This is a genomic window from Mucilaginibacter sp. Mucisp73 (assembly GCF_059491465.1).
In genome coordinates, this window is the sequence record NZ_CP168507.1 from 5,479,489 (window position 1) to 5,492,576 (window position 13,088).

A 13,088-nucleotide genomic window follows, 5' to 3' on the forward strand; every position below is an offset into this window, starting at 1 on the left:
ATGCCTAACTTGCCATTTTCTATAATTTATTAATTTTTAATGCCATGACCGAGACATTGGACATCAAGATCAGCAGGACAACTGCTTCCCGTTTGCAGCAAACGGACTTTGACAACTTACCTTTTGGAAAAACTTTTTCTGACCACATGTTTGTGGCCGATTACGCGGACGGTGAATGGAAAAATCTCTCGGTCATTCCCTACGGCGAAATTGGTCTAAGCCCTGCAATTTCAGCACTTCATTACGGACAAGCGTTTTTTGAAGGACTGAAAGCCTATAAACACGCGGATGGAAAAATCACCGTTTTCCGCCCGGACAAAAATGCTATCCGTTTCAACAAATCGGCCGAACGCCTTTGCATGCCAACCCTGCCCGAAGAAATCTTTTTGCAAAGTATAGCTACTCTGGTTGACCTTGACCGCGATTGGGTACCTTCAAAGCCAAACCATGCTTTGTATATCCGCCCGTTCATGTTCGCTACCGATCCTTACCTGGGGGTAACACCATCTTCAACTTATAAATACATGGTATTGATTGGCCCCGTTGGCCCGTACTTTTCAAAACCATTGCGTGTTAAAATTGAAACACACTATACCCGCGCTGCCGAAGGCGGTATGGGTTATGCCAAAGCTGCCGGTAACTACGGAAGCTCCATGCTGCCGGCCCGTAAAGCAACCGAAGAAGGTTTTGATCAACTAATTTGGACTGATGCCAAAGAGCATAAGTTTATTGAAGAAATGGGCGCTGCTAACGCAATGTTCCTGTTAGATGGTAAACTGATCACGGCCGAAGCAAAAGACACGATATTAGATGGTGTAACCCGCGATACCGTTATAGCTTTAGCCAAAGAGTGGGGTATCACTGTTGAGGAACGCAAAGTTTCTGTAGCCGAGATTGTGGAAGGTGCTAAAAATGGCAAACTTACCGATGCCTTTGGTGCCGGTACTGCCGCAACTATAGCTCCTGTAGCTTCAATCAGCTACGAAGGCCAGGAGTATTTCCTGAGCGATCCGAAAACACGTGAGTTTTCGAACAAAGTATTTGATACACTGGATGCCATTAAATATGGTAATGTTCCGGATACGCGTAACTGGAATTACCTGGTTAGCGAATAATTATCAGTTAACATAAAACACAAAACGCCCCGGAAAATCCGGGGCGTTTTGTGTTTTATGTTATACTTTGCCGCCGCTCGGCTCAAGCCGAGTGGTTATTATTCCAAGGCCTCCGGCCTGCGTTATCCGGCGGTCGGGAGGCCGCTTAATAGTTGCCACTCGGCTGGAGCCGAGCGGCGGCGTAAACGATGAGGTGGATTAATTTAAAAACTACACCCCGAAGCCGGTGTAATCCCTTCTTTATCCATCGTTAACGACGGTTTGCCTTTTTTGAAAGTCACTATCCAGATGCTGTCGAAATCACTATCGGGCCATTCCAGGTCTTTAACTTTCATACCTAAAGCTTTCAGTAAAGGTTTAATTTGATTATGTTCCCATACAATAAGGATGGTGCCTTTTTTTGAGATAAGCTCTTTAGCAACGCCGTTATCATCCTCTTCTTCAAAATTACTATTGATAGAGAGATTATATTTTACAGCAAACGGCGAGATGGTTTGGAACATGCGCACCCTCGCGGTTGATTTACCCTGGTGCATTGCCGGCACATAAATATGATCGGGCAAGCCGAATTTGGCTTTTAAAACTTCGGGCAGTTTGAGCGAACGGTTAAACCCGGCGCATGAAAGGTTATCCCCAACATCCGGCTTTTCGGCATGACGGATAATTACCAGTTTCAGGTTTTTTCCCTGTCCGCAGGCGGTCAGGCTTGCCCAACCGACTATTAAAAAAAATAAAAATGATCTTTTTAGCATGTCGGTTATTTTTTAGCGTGTTATTCTACTGAAACTGTCAAGCCCTCCTGCTGAAGGATCTTCCGGTAGATCTCCATTTCGGTAAAGGAGCCTTCCAGTACGGCGCATTTGCCTTCGTTATGTACTTTCCATGCTATCTTTTCGGCTTGAGGTTCAGAGTAATCCAGGTATTTCATCATGCAGTGGATTACGTGGTCAAAAGTGTTAAAATCATCGTTCCAGAGTATTAAACGATGCATCTCTTTAAGTCCTGCAAGTAACTCTTCGAGGGTAAATGTTTCTTCCTGTACTTCAGTTGGCATACGTAACTACAAATTTACTCAAAAACAATAATAAAAAAGTTAAAATCGTGTTCCATGGTCTTAAAAATCATGTTACATAAAACCCCTAAAAAACTTCACATGAAAAAAGCATCCCCGGCTTTTGTTTTAGCATTAACTGCACAACTTTTAACAGCTCACCATTCAGCGGCCCAAAGTACTAAAAACAGCTTACAGGGCCCGCCCGCTAATATTAACATTGATGGCAGCCTGAAAGACTGGGGCGACAGCCTGCGTTACTATAATGAAGAGAAGAAGCTGAACTACGTGCTGGCCAATGATAAGGATTACCTGTATACAGCTATCCGCATCAGCGACAGGCTTGATAAGATGAAAGTGCTAAATGCAGGGATTACACTGAGCATTGATCCTAAAGGGAAAAAGAAAGATAGTTTTATGCTTACTTTTCCGTTGGCAGCCCCGGATGAAAAGCCGGAGTTTGCCAGGCCAAAAGATGATAACGGCGAAATTACCCAGGCCGACCGTGACGAGCTGATGCGCGAACGGATAACTAAGCTGCGATATATTAAGGTTGTTGGGTTTAAGGATATTGATGGCGATATGATCACCACATCAAACACCTACGGCATTAAAACAGCCATAAATTACGATGCCAATGGCGATTTGGTTTATGAAGCGGCCATACCCTTAAGCTTTTTCCACGCCGGTAACGATGCTTTTAAAAATGAGTGGGCTTTTAATTTTAAGATCAACGGTTTCCAGCGACCGGCAGGCACAGGTGGGGGCGAGCAAGACGGTGGCAGCTTTGGCGGCGGCGGTGGTCGCGGCGGACGAGGTGGAATGGGCGGAGGCGGCATGGGTGGCGGCCGTGGTGGAAGAGGCGGTCGCGGTGGCATGGGAGGCGGCGCAGGCCGTGGTGCGGCGGGCGGTGCAGGCGAAATGTCAAAATCTGTTGACTTTTGGGAGAAGTATTATTTGAGCAGTAAATAAGTTTGCTCGCCAAAAATAAAGTCCGAAAGAGATAAACATTAGCATTGCTTAAATCTTTCGGACTTGCCGACTGCGGGCTTAATATTACTCCACCTTATACCTATAAACCTGCCTGCCTAAATTACCGTCGGCATCAATACCTTCAATTATTACACGATATGTACCTTTAGCATCGGCGTTAAAAAAGCTCATGGATGTATTGCCATCCTTATCAGTTAATAAGCCTGGTGCCCAGTAAATGGTGCTGCGAAGGTCCTGCATTTGGGCATTGGTTTTAGGATCATCATACTTAGGCGAATAAAATTCGCGTGCTTTATAAAATCCTTTAGGCGCGTAAGTAACTATACCCGGTGCATATCTATTGTAAACGCTTTCGCCGCCGCGCTTGGTTGTGATGACCAAAAGGCCGCCCGCTCCCCTTGATCCGTAAATCGCGGTATTGCCAATGCTACGTAAAGATTCAATAGTGGCAATATCGTTTACATTTAAGTTATCCAGGAAATCGCTTCCCACATAGGTTCCATCAAGTACAATTTGCATCGGGTTACCCGGACTGCGGGTTGAATAGGGGATACCACCGCGGAATATTACACCTGTTAGCCGGCCTTGTAAGATTTGAGAAAGCTGGCCTCCGCCATACATCAGGTCTTTACTGGTAAGTGTTTGGTCGGCATTGCCCGGCCCGTTAAGGTTGGCCGAATTTTTAAAAGGGTTTTCCCGTTTCTCGCGGATCACTACTTCCTTTAATACGATAGTGTGGTTGCCAATACCGTATTTTACCTGTTCGTCATAAAGCTTCTTACTGTTTAAAAGGTAGGCCGATGCGCCATCGTTGATGTTGACCTGGATATCGGGTGCGTTTTTATTAGGCCCAACGGGTTGCGGGGTTACGTTGTCAAGCGTGATATCGAGATTTTTGCGGTCTTTAGCAGTACGTGCCTGGATCACAAATTTGATACTGTCTCTAAAAACAAGATCTTTAAAAGTAAACTTACCTTCGGCATCAGCCACGGTATCCATAATAAAAGTACCTCCCGATGTTGAAAAAAGGGTGACTTTGCCGTTTGGTACCGGTTTGCCCCCAAAAGTTTTAAGATGGCCTGTTACCTCCAATGATTTTTCGGGCTTGAAGACTATTGGGGTAAATTTATCAGCAAGCAGTTGTTTCCATTCAAAGCGATGGTAGCCCTGGGTAAGCATCAGTGCATCAAGGTTGTCCTTGGTTTCGTTACTTACATTAGTAAAGTAATAGTTCGGTTTTTCAATATACCCTTTCAGATCGGAGGTGAGCAGCAGTGTTGAAAATATAGAACTTTCATTTGCTTCATCAGTGTTAACTTTTGATTCATCAATAACCGATGCTGAAAAACTACCCACAACGGGTTTATTCTCACTGTTTTTAGCGTTGAGATTAATAGTAACTTTTTCGCGGGGTTTATAACTCTGTTTTTCGGAAGTAACGGCAAGCTTAAGCTGATCTGGGTTTTGAACAAAGATGAGGCGCTCATTCAGAGGTTCGCCGATTGCCGAAAACAGGGTGAACTGTACAATACCCGATGGAAATTTATTTTTAGGGATGGCAGCCGAAAAAGAGGTTGCCCCATCCTTACTTTTGCCTGCATAACAAAGCTCACCGCCAGATTGCGCTATCAGCGTTAAACCCGATAATGAGGCTGTACCGTTACCGGTGTTTTTACCAGGGATGATGGATACAAATACCTTGTCGTCGCGCATGCTGTTAACGCTTAATACATAGCCATTATCAACTGCTTTGGGCAAATCAAAAACACCTTCAGAGCCATCGGCATAAGTAATGTGCGCTTTATAGGTTTTACCACTTTCAGGCTCAAAAGTTATAGTACCCATGCCAAAATGACTATCGCCCAATGGCGCAACCTGGTTGTTTTGATCGTCGGCAATAAAGCCTTTAATATCAACCCCTACTCCATCGGCTCCAACGGCTTTAAAAGCTACCTTTTCAAAAACACCATTAATTAAACTTCCGCTCTCCGGGAAAAACTGAACATCGACCTTGCTTGATAGCGTCTTTATGGGCACGGCTTTCGCAACAGTATGTTTTTCATCAAGCTTCACTTCGGTATTAATATGGCCGGATGTTATTGCAACGGCCTGATTAGTAGTAAAACCGGCTGTTAGGTTGCCTTTATCGTCGGTTATGCCTTTACCCCTTGTGATGGATTTTCCATTTATTTCAACCTCGTAATTTACGGGCTTATTAACATAGGCTACACCATTAAGGTCGGTATAGGTAATTACGGCAGTTACCTTTTGTTTACCATTTAAGGTACTGTAGCTATAGGCTGTTTTGGTGAAAACCTTGTTGCTGATGCCGTTTACCACAGTGATGGTTTTATTGAAGAAATAGGCCTCTCCTTCGTTTCGCATCCAGTTGGTATAAGCGCGAATGCGGTAATTTCCTTCAGTCATGCTATCGGCCAAAGCAAAATCGCCCGCGGCCAGGCCGGCTGTTAACGGCAGTTTAAGGCTGCGTTTTACCGAATCGTTATCATCAATAAGGTCGATATTCAGGGTTTGGCTATAAGCCGAAAGCTTATGCTCACTGCCTATAGTAACATAGGCTTTAAACCAGATATCCTCGCCAATGGCATAATAGGGTTTGTCAAAGTGCAGGTAAACTTTTTCCTGCGGATGATCGGTGCGCCATTTTTCAAGCTGTGCAATGATTTTTGTTACCAACTCATCATCAGGTTTTACAAAAGCTAAGGTAGCACCGGCAATAAAGGTGATCAGGATTCCAACCGATAGGCGTTTTAGGTTCATAGAAAGATAAATCTTGAACTACCAAGATACGCAAAAAAAGTACCAAGTCGTATTAAGTCTGAAGTTCGAAGTCTTCGAAAGTTTGACTTATATTTTCTACTTGGTACTTAAGACTACCGACTTAAGACTTGTGGCTTAAACCTACCACTTATTCTTCCACATCATGCTTTCAACAGGGCGTGTAGTAGGGTTGTTGTATTTGGCGTTGGCCTTACTGTTGTACAGTGTTTCAATCTCGCCCTCAACTACAAAATAAATAAGTTGGCCAATGGGCATGCCGGCGTAAATGCGCACCGGTTGGGCACATGAAATTTCAAGTGTCCAGGTATTGCAGAAGCCAACATCACCTTTGCCGGCTGTTGCATGGATATCGATCCCTAAACGCCCGGTGCTTGATTTGCCCTCTAAAAACGGAACATGCCGGTGTGTTTCGGTGTACTCCATCGTTACGCCCAGGTAAAGGGTATTGGGCTGAAGCACAAAGCCATCTTTCGGAATTTCAAAACCATCTATCTCATTATGGACTTTAGCATCAAGCACTCTGTTACGATAAGTGGCTAAATATTTACCCAAATGAACATCGTACGAGTTAGTGCCCAGGTATTCGCGGTTAAATGGTTCAATAATAATGTGGCCTTGTTCAATTTCTTCGAGGATGCGCTTATCAGATAGTATCATACAGGCAGGTTATTGCTGGCGCTAAATTATGAAAATTAGCCTAATCGGCACCGGCTTTTATAAACAATATTGGCCGGCGAAATGCGTTCAGATAGCGCAGAAACAATTCCTAAACCTGATATGGTTCAGCCGATTACGAATATGTAGCTGCGCTGATATTATTTAATTTTTTTTGACATATGTTTGCAACCTATTTTGCAATTTTACTTTTATGGCGATAGCATACAGGCAGCGTATTGATGATGACACCGAGTTTGCACTCTGGCGTATCGAGGAGGAGGCTACGGACCTGTACAGCCAGTTACAGCTTGACCAGCAGGAAAAGGATTTTGTAGAAAGCCTGAGCAATGGCAAGCGTCACCTGCACTGGTTGGGCACCCGCGTGCTGTTGCGTAAAATGCTCCGTACCGATGAGTATATTGATTGTAAAGTTGATGAGCATGGCAAGCCTTACCTGGTAAACCTCCCTTACCACATCTCCTTAAGCCATTCGTTTGATTATGCCGCTGTGATGATCAGCAAAACATATAAGGTTGGGATTGATATTGAGCAGATTAAGCAAAAAGTTGAGCGCATTGCCAACAAGTTTATGCGTAAGGAAGAGTTGAAATTTATAAATGGCCCGCAAAAAATTGAGCAATTATATGTATGCTGGTGCGCCAAAGAAGCTGTTTATAAGTGCAACGGGCAAAAAGAGGTTTCGTTTGCCGATAACATTTTTTTGGAACCTTTCCAGTTTGAGCACCATGGTGTGGTGAATGCGCAATTGAATAAAAAAGATACCACCATTGATTATACCGTAGGCTATCTGCAATATGAAGATTATATGATAGGGTACGTAAAGGGCGAATGATGAAAAACAAGAAAGTATTTTTTCAGGATTGGGGCCTGGTTGATTATCAGCAGGCCTGGGATAAACAGGAAACCCTTTTTAGCGAAACTGTTAAAACTAAAATAGACAACCGTAATCGCGAAACGGCTTATGAAGCAGCTGCAAAAAATGCCGGAACTGCTGTGGCCTACGATACTATCGAAGCCGACGAAACTTTTAACTATCTGGTATTTTGCGAGCACCCGCACGTGTATACCCTGGGTAAAAGCGGCAAGCCCGAGCATCTATTGTTAGATGAGGCAGGCTTGAAAGAAAAGCAGGCTGTTTATTACCCGATAAACAGGGGCGGTGATATTACCTATCATGGGCCGGGGCAAATTGTATCATACCCGATACTGGACCTTGATAATTTTTTTACTGATATACACCTGTACCTGCGTACGCTGGAAGAAGCAGTGATCCTTACCCTCGCCGATTTTGGCCTGCACGCCGGTCGCTATGAGGGTTATACCGGCGTATGGTTTGATGCCGATAATGACAAAGCCCGTAAAATATGTGCCATGGGCGTACGCTGCAGTCGCTGGGTTACTATGCACGGCCTCGCGCTTAATGTAAATACCGATCTGAGCTATTTTAAAAACATAGTGCCCTGCGGTATTGACGATAAGGCTGTTACCTCCATGCAGCAGGAACTTGGGTATGAGGTTGATATTAATGAAGTAAAAAAAATCCTTAAACACCATATTTCCGTACTTTTTGGTATGGAGATATTATAAATGAAGGGAATAATTTTAAGTTTACTCACAGCAATTACATTATCGGCCTGTGCAGGCAAAAACACGCCGGCGCCGGTTAGTTATAATCCCCCGTCAAAACCAGTTACCGTGATACAGGATACCCTAACATACCTTGCCCTCGGCGATTCATATACCATAGGCCAGTCTGTGCCCCCTGAACAGGCATTTCCTAATCAACTGGCTAACCAGTTACAAGGCCTCAAAGTAAATACGCCGACTATCATAGCCCGCACCGGCTGGACAACCGATCAACTCATTGAAGCTATTGATCAAAGCAGCATCAAAAGCAATACTTATGATGTAGTCACACTGCTGATAGGTGTAAATGATCAATATGATGGCTTAAGCCAGGAAAATTACCGCGTTAAGTTTGAGCAGGTTTTAAATACGGCCATTAAATTTGCTGAGGGTATCAGCGAGCATGTGTTTGTGCTGTCTATCCCCGACTATGGTGTTACACCTTTTGCTCAAGGGCAGGATGCCGTTATCGGCCCTGAGATAGATCAGTTCAATGATATTAACCGTAAAATAAGTGCTAATGCAAAGGTTAATTATGTTGAAATAACAGGGATCTCCAAACTGGCCGCCAATGATCTTACCTTATTGGCTGATGATGGTTTGCATCCATCCGGTAAAATGTATGGAATGTGGGTTGATAAACTGAAGGCGGCAGTAAGGGCTATTTTTGCTAAAAAATAAGATTTGCTTTTCGACGACAATTGTCGTAAATCTATGGTCAATTTACAATAAAGGCCATGAGTACTCCAAAACCCTATAAATTTCTTGATGATGATGAGGTTAATTTAACCTTCATGGTAAGGGAGGGCATATCATTTCCTTATCTTACCGAATTATCAAATCATATCCATTTTAATATTGATGACTGGGCTTCGTACCTTCATCTTTCCGAGCGAACTATTCAACGTTATAAAAAGGAAAACAAAACCTTTGATCCCATATATTCTGAAAAGATAATCATGATTGAATTACTCTGTAAAAGGGGTATTGAGGTTTTTGGCGATGAAAATAATTTTTACGCCTGGATGGATTATAAAAGCATCCCCCTGGGCGGAGTAAAGCCTAAAGAACTTTTGGATACAGCCTTTGGGATCAATATGATCCGCGATGAATTGGGCCGTATTGAACATGGCATACTTGCATGATCGTTTATTGCTTAAGTAAGCAGGCTTACATTCATGACTTGAGCAGCAGGGGGGCTGAACTAAAACAGCGGGCGCTGGAACAGTAAAGGAACTGCTGTAGTTTATACCTCTTCGTCACGCGCATTGGCAGTACTTGAAGTTGCTGCATACACCGCTTGGATTTATGCCTGCTGATTATTTTATGGCGACGATTGAGCTGCCTGATAATGCAGAGATTTTTAAGCCTCACACTGATCAGTTGCCCGAAAAGTGGAATAGTACCCCCTGATCAAAGCAACACAGCAAATTGGTGACGGCTTTGTAAAAGCCAACAAATATTTAGCACTCCAGGTACCATCCGCCACTGTTACCGGCGATTTTAACTACCTGCTCAACCCTTTACACTCCGATTTTAAAGCCGTAAAAATTATTAATATCGAGGATTAACTAACCTCCAGCCTCTAATCACTAACATCTACTTCACGCTCTTACGCTGCACAATAAAATATCCTGCCACAAATACTACAACTGCTATAGCCATACTTACAAATACATCTTTAGTGAAAACATCTATCTGTAACTGGTTAGCAGGATCACCATGATTATTTTTCAGCATGCTGCTGATGGCGGCCATGGGGTGTGCATATGGAAACAGGTAGCTATATTCCCAGCCTTTTGAAGCAGCTACAACGCCGGCTATAGTACATATAAAACCAATCCCCATCGGCTTTAAAAAATCGGCCCAAAATAAACTGAGTAAAAACTGAATGGAGAGGATCCCTAATGATGATAAAAACAATTTAAAATAGATCTGTGCCAGTTCTTTCTCCATGTGGAAATTATCGAACCGTAACTCTGGCTTCACTATGCTTAACAAATTGCCGAAACCAATGGTAAACAGCACAAACAATGCAAGACAAAGAAATACAAGGAAAACCGCATAAAAAAATTTAGCCGCATAAACCGACCAGCGGGGGATTGGCAGATTAAACAAGGTTTTCCAGGTATCGGCCCGGTGTTCGATACTGTTTACGGAGTATGCTATAAATATGATATACATTGGCAGCACCAATGAGCCCATGATACCCAAAATAGCACCAGCAAACTGTAGCCAAAGCATCATCGGCGGCATTGACACCAACTTTTCACTTTTGGTATAAAATCCCACGAACAGCAAAACCCCTATAAATAAAGGAAGCATTACAGAGGCCCAGAAACCAAGCGTTTTACGGCTTTTGTAAAACTCCGAACGGAATGACAGTATAAATCCTTTCATGGCTTAGGCGCTTTGGGTGATATCTAAAAATAGTTTTTCCAGGTCCTTTTGTTGTTTACTGATGCTGTAAACCGTTTGCCCGTTTTTATTGAGCAGTGCGTTGATCTCGCCCATTTGCTGTTTGGAGATGTAGGGTACCAGTAAATGCTCGTCGGTTACTTCGGTAACATTAATATGGTGGCGGGTTAACAGGTTGGCGGCGTCAACGGTATTTTCGGCATCAACGCGCACCAGCGGTTTACTAATAGACTGCAGGTCGGCAATACTGCCCTGAAAAAGCATTACGCCATTATTTATAATTCCCACATGCGTGGCCATCCGTTCAATCTCGCCAAGCAAATGGCTTGATATAAAAACAGTTTTGCCATGTTGGGCAACAAGCTTTTTCAAAAGCTCGCGGATCTCGATGATACCGTTTGGGTCGAGGCCGTTGGTGGGCTCATCCAAAATCAACAATTTAGCATCGGCCAGCAGGGCCAGCGCAATACCGAGGCGCTGCTTCATCCCTAATGAATATTGCCCGGCCTTTTTATTGGCGGCGGCGGTTAGCTGTACCAGGTCAAGCATATCTTCAACGCGCTGGGCAGGCACCTGCAATAATAAGGCCCTGTTCAATAAATTTTCCCTCCCGGTTAAGTGTTGGTATAAAGCCGGCTGCTCGATAAGCGAACCTATTTGCGAAAGTATGCTGATGCGGTTTGTTTTGATATCCTGCTCAAAAATGTGGATGTTACCTGCATCGGGTTTTAACAGGTTAAGCAGGAGTTTGATGGTAGTGGTTTTCCCGGCGCCGTTGGGACCGAGAAAACCATATATACTTCCTTCCGGAACTTGCAGCGCCAGTGAATTAACTACCTGCTGCTTACCAAAGGTGAAGGAAAGGCCTTCGGTAGTAATTACCATATGTTATTGTTTTTTGCTATTGAGCAAACAGTTTTAACCATTACAAAACCTTTGTGAAACAATGAGGTAGCATGTACTGCTGTGCGGCCAATTATTGCTGTTTCCTTTTTTTGCTCGAACTGGTAGCTTACACCCAAAATAAGGGCAAACATTACCGGGATCAATAACATGATAAAAGGATTTGAATTTTTGATAAGCGTTTTCATTGTGAGTGGTGATTTTATACAACAAAGGAATATTAAAAAAATAACCTGCTAAAATCATTTAGACCAACACACTTTGTTTATAGATGAACGCTTTTCTGCATCTTTTAACCGGTTCATCGATAATAAAAGCCAGTTCATCGAAAAAATGGGCCGCTATATATAAATAACAGGCCGATATCATTATCAAAATATTAAATTAGATGCCACACCCCTAAACATAAAAGGGATTTAAAAACAGCGAATGGAGGCTTCATTACCATTACCTAAATCCAGAACTGGAATAAAAACCGCCTGGATAATTTTTTGGCACCTGTTTTTCTGGGCGGCCATTATATCCTTTTTTGTTTTTTTGGCCCGGCTTAATGATGCCATGCTTAGTACCAAGGAGTTGCTGGTGATTTTTTTGCTTTATCCTACTATTAATATCAGCTTATTTTACCTTAACTACCTGGTTTTTATACCTAAATTTCTAAACAAAAAACGCTACTGGCAATACGCCACCTTTGTGCTTACAAGCATCATAGTTTACGGCGTAGCCAAATACGGCGTGGGGCTTTTATTTAAAGATATTGTACTGGTGCATCAAAAAGGTCATGTCACCAGTTTTGCTACTTATTTCTACAGCAGTATTTTTACCAGCCTCATATTTGTATTTTTGAGCACTGCACTAAAATTCAGTACAGACTGGTTCCTGAATGAACGCATCCAGCGCGACCTGGAAAATCAGCGCCTTATTGCCGAGCTGGCTTTTCTGAAATCGCAGATCAACCCGCATTTTTTATTTAACTCCTTAAACAGTATTTATTCACTGGCCTATCAACGCTCAGAAACTACCCCCGAGGCTATTTTAAAGCTTTCGGAAATTATGCGTTATATGCTGTATGAATGTAACGATAACAAGGTTGATCTGAGCAAAGAACTTCAATACCTTCAAAACTATATCGACCTGCAAAAGATCCGCTTTGGCAGTAAGGCCTTTATTGATTTTAAGGTAGATGGCAATATCACCGATCAAAAAATAGAACCTTTGCTACTGATCGCTTTTATCGAAAACGCTTTTAAGCATGGCGTTGCAAATGATATCAACTCACCTATAAAGCTACTTATTAACGTGGCGGATGGTAAACTGCATTTCTACATCCAAAATAAAAAACATAACAATAACCGTGATGCTGTAGGTGGAATTGGCTTGATAAATGTGCAGCGCCGGCTCAACCTGCTTTACCCCAACAGGTACTCTTTAAAAATAAGGGATGAAGAATATACTTACACCTGCGAATTATCAATAGATTTATAGTTATAACCCATTATAAC

General features: G+C 43.0%; 14 protein-coding genes and 1 pseudogene. 8 read left to right on the top strand and 7 right to left on the bottom strand.

The genetic code is table 11. The features are described 5' to 3' along the window. Nucleotides 1-44 precede the first annotated feature (44 nt). Nucleotides 45-1,115 (top strand): branched-chain amino acid aminotransferase, encoded by a 1,071-nt coding sequence (locus ACEN82_RS22630; RefSeq protein ID WP_413320152.1) that lies wholly within the window; start codon nucleotides 45-47, stop codon nucleotides 1,113-1,115. A 203-nt stretch (nucleotides 1,116-1,318) separates the two neighbouring features. Here ACEN82_RS22630 and ACEN82_RS22635 read toward each other — a convergent pair whose 3' ends face one another. Both ACEN82_RS22635 and ACEN82_RS22640 read right to left on the bottom strand, forming a co-directional pair. After that, nucleotides 1,319-1,867 (bottom strand): histidine phosphatase family protein, encoded by a 549-nt coding sequence (locus ACEN82_RS22635; protein ID WP_413320150.1) that lies wholly within the window; start codon nucleotides 1,865-1,867, stop codon nucleotides 1,319-1,321. 20 nt (nucleotides 1,868-1,887) lie between these two features. Beyond that, nucleotides 1,888-2,169, bottom strand: a complete 282-nt coding sequence (locus ACEN82_RS22640; protein WP_090530789.1) for an ATP-dependent Clp protease adaptor ClpS — start codon at nucleotides 2,167-2,169, stop codon at nucleotides 1,888-1,890. 99 nt (nucleotides 2,170-2,268) lie between these two features. Between ACEN82_RS22640 and ACEN82_RS22645 the strand changes: the two genes are divergently transcribed. Continuing rightward, on the top strand, nucleotides 2,269-3,138 hold the full coding sequence (locus tag ACEN82_RS22645) for a DOMON domain-containing protein (protein ID WP_413320148.1): 870 nt from the start codon (nucleotides 2,269-2,271) through the stop codon (nucleotides 3,136-3,138). Nucleotides 3,139-3,222: 84 nt separating this feature from the next. On the opposite strand, the gene ACEN82_RS22650 is transcribed toward ACEN82_RS22645, so the two are convergent. Together ACEN82_RS22650 and dcd are read right to left on the bottom strand one after the other, a co-directional pair. Then, nucleotides 3,223-5,940 carry a TonB-dependent receptor gene (locus ACEN82_RS22650; protein WP_413320146.1) on the bottom strand — a complete coding sequence of 906 codons (2,718 nt, stop codon included), beginning with the start codon at nucleotides 5,938-5,940 and terminating at the stop codon, nucleotides 3,223-3,225. A 141-nt stretch (nucleotides 5,941-6,081) separates the two neighbouring features. Then, nucleotides 6,082-6,618 (bottom strand): dCTP deaminase, encoded by a 537-nt coding sequence (gene dcd / locus ACEN82_RS22655; RefSeq protein ID WP_274990403.1) that lies wholly within the window; start codon nucleotides 6,616-6,618, stop codon nucleotides 6,082-6,084. A 211-nt stretch (nucleotides 6,619-6,829) separates the two neighbouring features. On the opposite strand from dcd, the gene ACEN82_RS22660 reads away from it, so the two are divergent. From ACEN82_RS22660 to ACEN82_RS22680, 5 genes and pseudogenes are all read left to right on the top strand, one after another. Beyond that, entirely contained in the window at nucleotides 6,830-7,471 is a 642-nt protein-coding gene (locus ACEN82_RS22660) for a 4'-phosphopantetheinyl transferase family protein (protein ID WP_090530799.1), read from the top strand. Further along, nucleotides 7,468-8,226, top strand: coding sequence for a lipoyl(octanoyl) transferase LipB (gene lipB, locus ACEN82_RS22665; protein WP_413320144.1), 759 nt, complete (start codon nucleotides 7,468-7,470; stop codon nucleotides 8,224-8,226). Before ACEN82_RS22660 ends, lipB begins: the two co-directional genes overlap by 4 nt. Then, the gene (locus ACEN82_RS22670) at nucleotides 8,227-8,946 is read left to right on the top strand and encodes an SGNH/GDSL hydrolase family protein (RefSeq protein ID WP_413320142.1); all 720 of its coding nucleotides are present in this window, start codon (nucleotides 8,227-8,229) and stop codon (nucleotides 8,944-8,946) included. Between the two features lie 56 nt (nucleotides 8,947-9,002). Then, nucleotides 9,003-9,410 (top strand): Xre family toxin-antitoxin system antitoxin, encoded by a 408-nt coding sequence (locus ACEN82_RS22675; protein ID WP_413320140.1) that lies wholly within the window; start codon nucleotides 9,003-9,005, stop codon nucleotides 9,408-9,410. A gap of 123 nt (nucleotides 9,411-9,533) precedes the next feature. Beyond that, nucleotides 9,534-9,836 (top strand): annotated as a pseudogene (locus ACEN82_RS22680) (RES family NAD+ phosphorylase). A gap of 28 nt (nucleotides 9,837-9,864) precedes the next feature. On the opposite strand, the gene ACEN82_RS22685 reads toward ACEN82_RS22680, so the two are convergent. From ACEN82_RS22685 to ACEN82_RS22695, 3 genes are read right to left on the bottom strand one after another with little or no spacing between them, the layout of a single operon-like run. Then, on the bottom strand, nucleotides 9,865-10,665 hold the full coding sequence (locus ACEN82_RS22685; RefSeq protein WP_090530810.1) for an ABC transporter permease: 801 nt from the start codon (nucleotides 10,663-10,665) through the stop codon (nucleotides 9,865-9,867). A 3-nt stretch (nucleotides 10,666-10,668) separates the two neighbouring features. Next, nucleotides 10,669-11,568: an ABC transporter ATP-binding protein gene (locus tag ACEN82_RS22690; RefSeq protein ID WP_413320138.1), complete on the bottom strand. Its 900-nt coding sequence runs from the start codon at nucleotides 11,566-11,568 to the stop codon at nucleotides 10,669-10,671. Further along, on the bottom strand, nucleotides 11,562-11,774 hold the full coding sequence (locus ACEN82_RS22695; protein ID WP_090530816.1) for a hypothetical protein: 213 nt from the start codon (nucleotides 11,772-11,774) through the stop codon (nucleotides 11,562-11,564). Before ACEN82_RS22695 ends, ACEN82_RS22690 begins: the two co-directional genes overlap by 7 nt. A gap of 241 nt (nucleotides 11,775-12,015) precedes the next feature. On the opposite strand from ACEN82_RS22695, the gene ACEN82_RS22700 reads away from it, so the two are divergent. Next, the gene (locus tag ACEN82_RS22700; RefSeq protein WP_090530821.1) at nucleotides 12,016-13,071 is read left to right on the top strand and encodes a sensor histidine kinase; all 1,056 of its coding nucleotides are present in this window, start codon (nucleotides 12,016-12,018) and stop codon (nucleotides 13,069-13,071) included. Nucleotides 13,072-13,088: the final 17 nt, after the last annotated feature.

Bases quoted from the DNA above. Each gene is read 5' to 3' on its own strand.
- ACEN82_RS22685 (WP_090530810.1), bottom strand. From the start codon at position 10,665: ATGAAAGGATTTATACTGTCATTCCGTTCGGAGTTTTACAAAAGCCGT.
- ACEN82_RS22650 (WP_413320146.1), bottom strand. From the start codon at position 5,940: ATGAACCTAAAACGCCTATCGGTTGGAATCCTGATCACCTTTATTGCC.
- lipB (WP_413320144.1), top strand. From the start codon at position 7,468: ATGATGAAAAACAAGAAAGTATTTTTTCAGGATTGGGGCCTGGTTGAT.
- ACEN82_RS22660 (WP_090530799.1), top strand. From the start codon at position 6,830: ATGGCGATAGCATACAGGCAGCGTATTGATGATGACACCGAGTTTGCA.
- ACEN82_RS22670 (WP_413320142.1), top strand. From the start codon at position 8,227: ATGAAGGGAATAATTTTAAGTTTACTCACAGCAATTACATTATCGGCC.
- ACEN82_RS22690 (WP_413320138.1), bottom strand. From the start codon at position 11,568: ATGGTAATTACTACCGAAGGCCTTTCCTTCACCTTTGGTAAGCAGCAG.
- ACEN82_RS22645 (WP_413320148.1), top strand. From the start codon at position 2,269: ATGAAAAAAGCATCCCCGGCTTTTGTTTTAGCATTAACTGCACAACTT.
- ACEN82_RS22640 (WP_090530789.1), bottom strand. From the start codon at position 2,169: ATGCCAACTGAAGTACAGGAAGAAACATTTACCCTCGAAGAGTTACTT.
- ACEN82_RS22635 (WP_413320150.1), bottom strand. From the start codon at position 1,867: ATGCTAAAAAGATCATTTTTATTTTTTTTAATAGTCGGTTGGGCAAGC.
- dcd (WP_274990403.1), bottom strand. From the start codon at position 6,618: ATGATACTATCTGATAAGCGCATCCTCGAAGAAATTGAACAAGGCCAC.
- ACEN82_RS22695 (WP_090530816.1), bottom strand. From the start codon at position 11,774: ATGAAAACGCTTATCAAAAATTCAAATCCTTTTATCATGTTATTGATC.
- ACEN82_RS22675 (WP_413320140.1), top strand. From the start codon at position 9,003: ATGAGTACTCCAAAACCCTATAAATTTCTTGATGATGATGAGGTTAAT.
- ACEN82_RS22630 (WP_413320152.1), top strand. From the start codon at position 45: ATGACCGAGACATTGGACATCAAGATCAGCAGGACAACTGCTTCCCGT.
- ACEN82_RS22700 (WP_090530821.1), top strand. From the start codon at position 12,016: ATGGAGGCTTCATTACCATTACCTAAATCCAGAACTGGAATAAAAACC.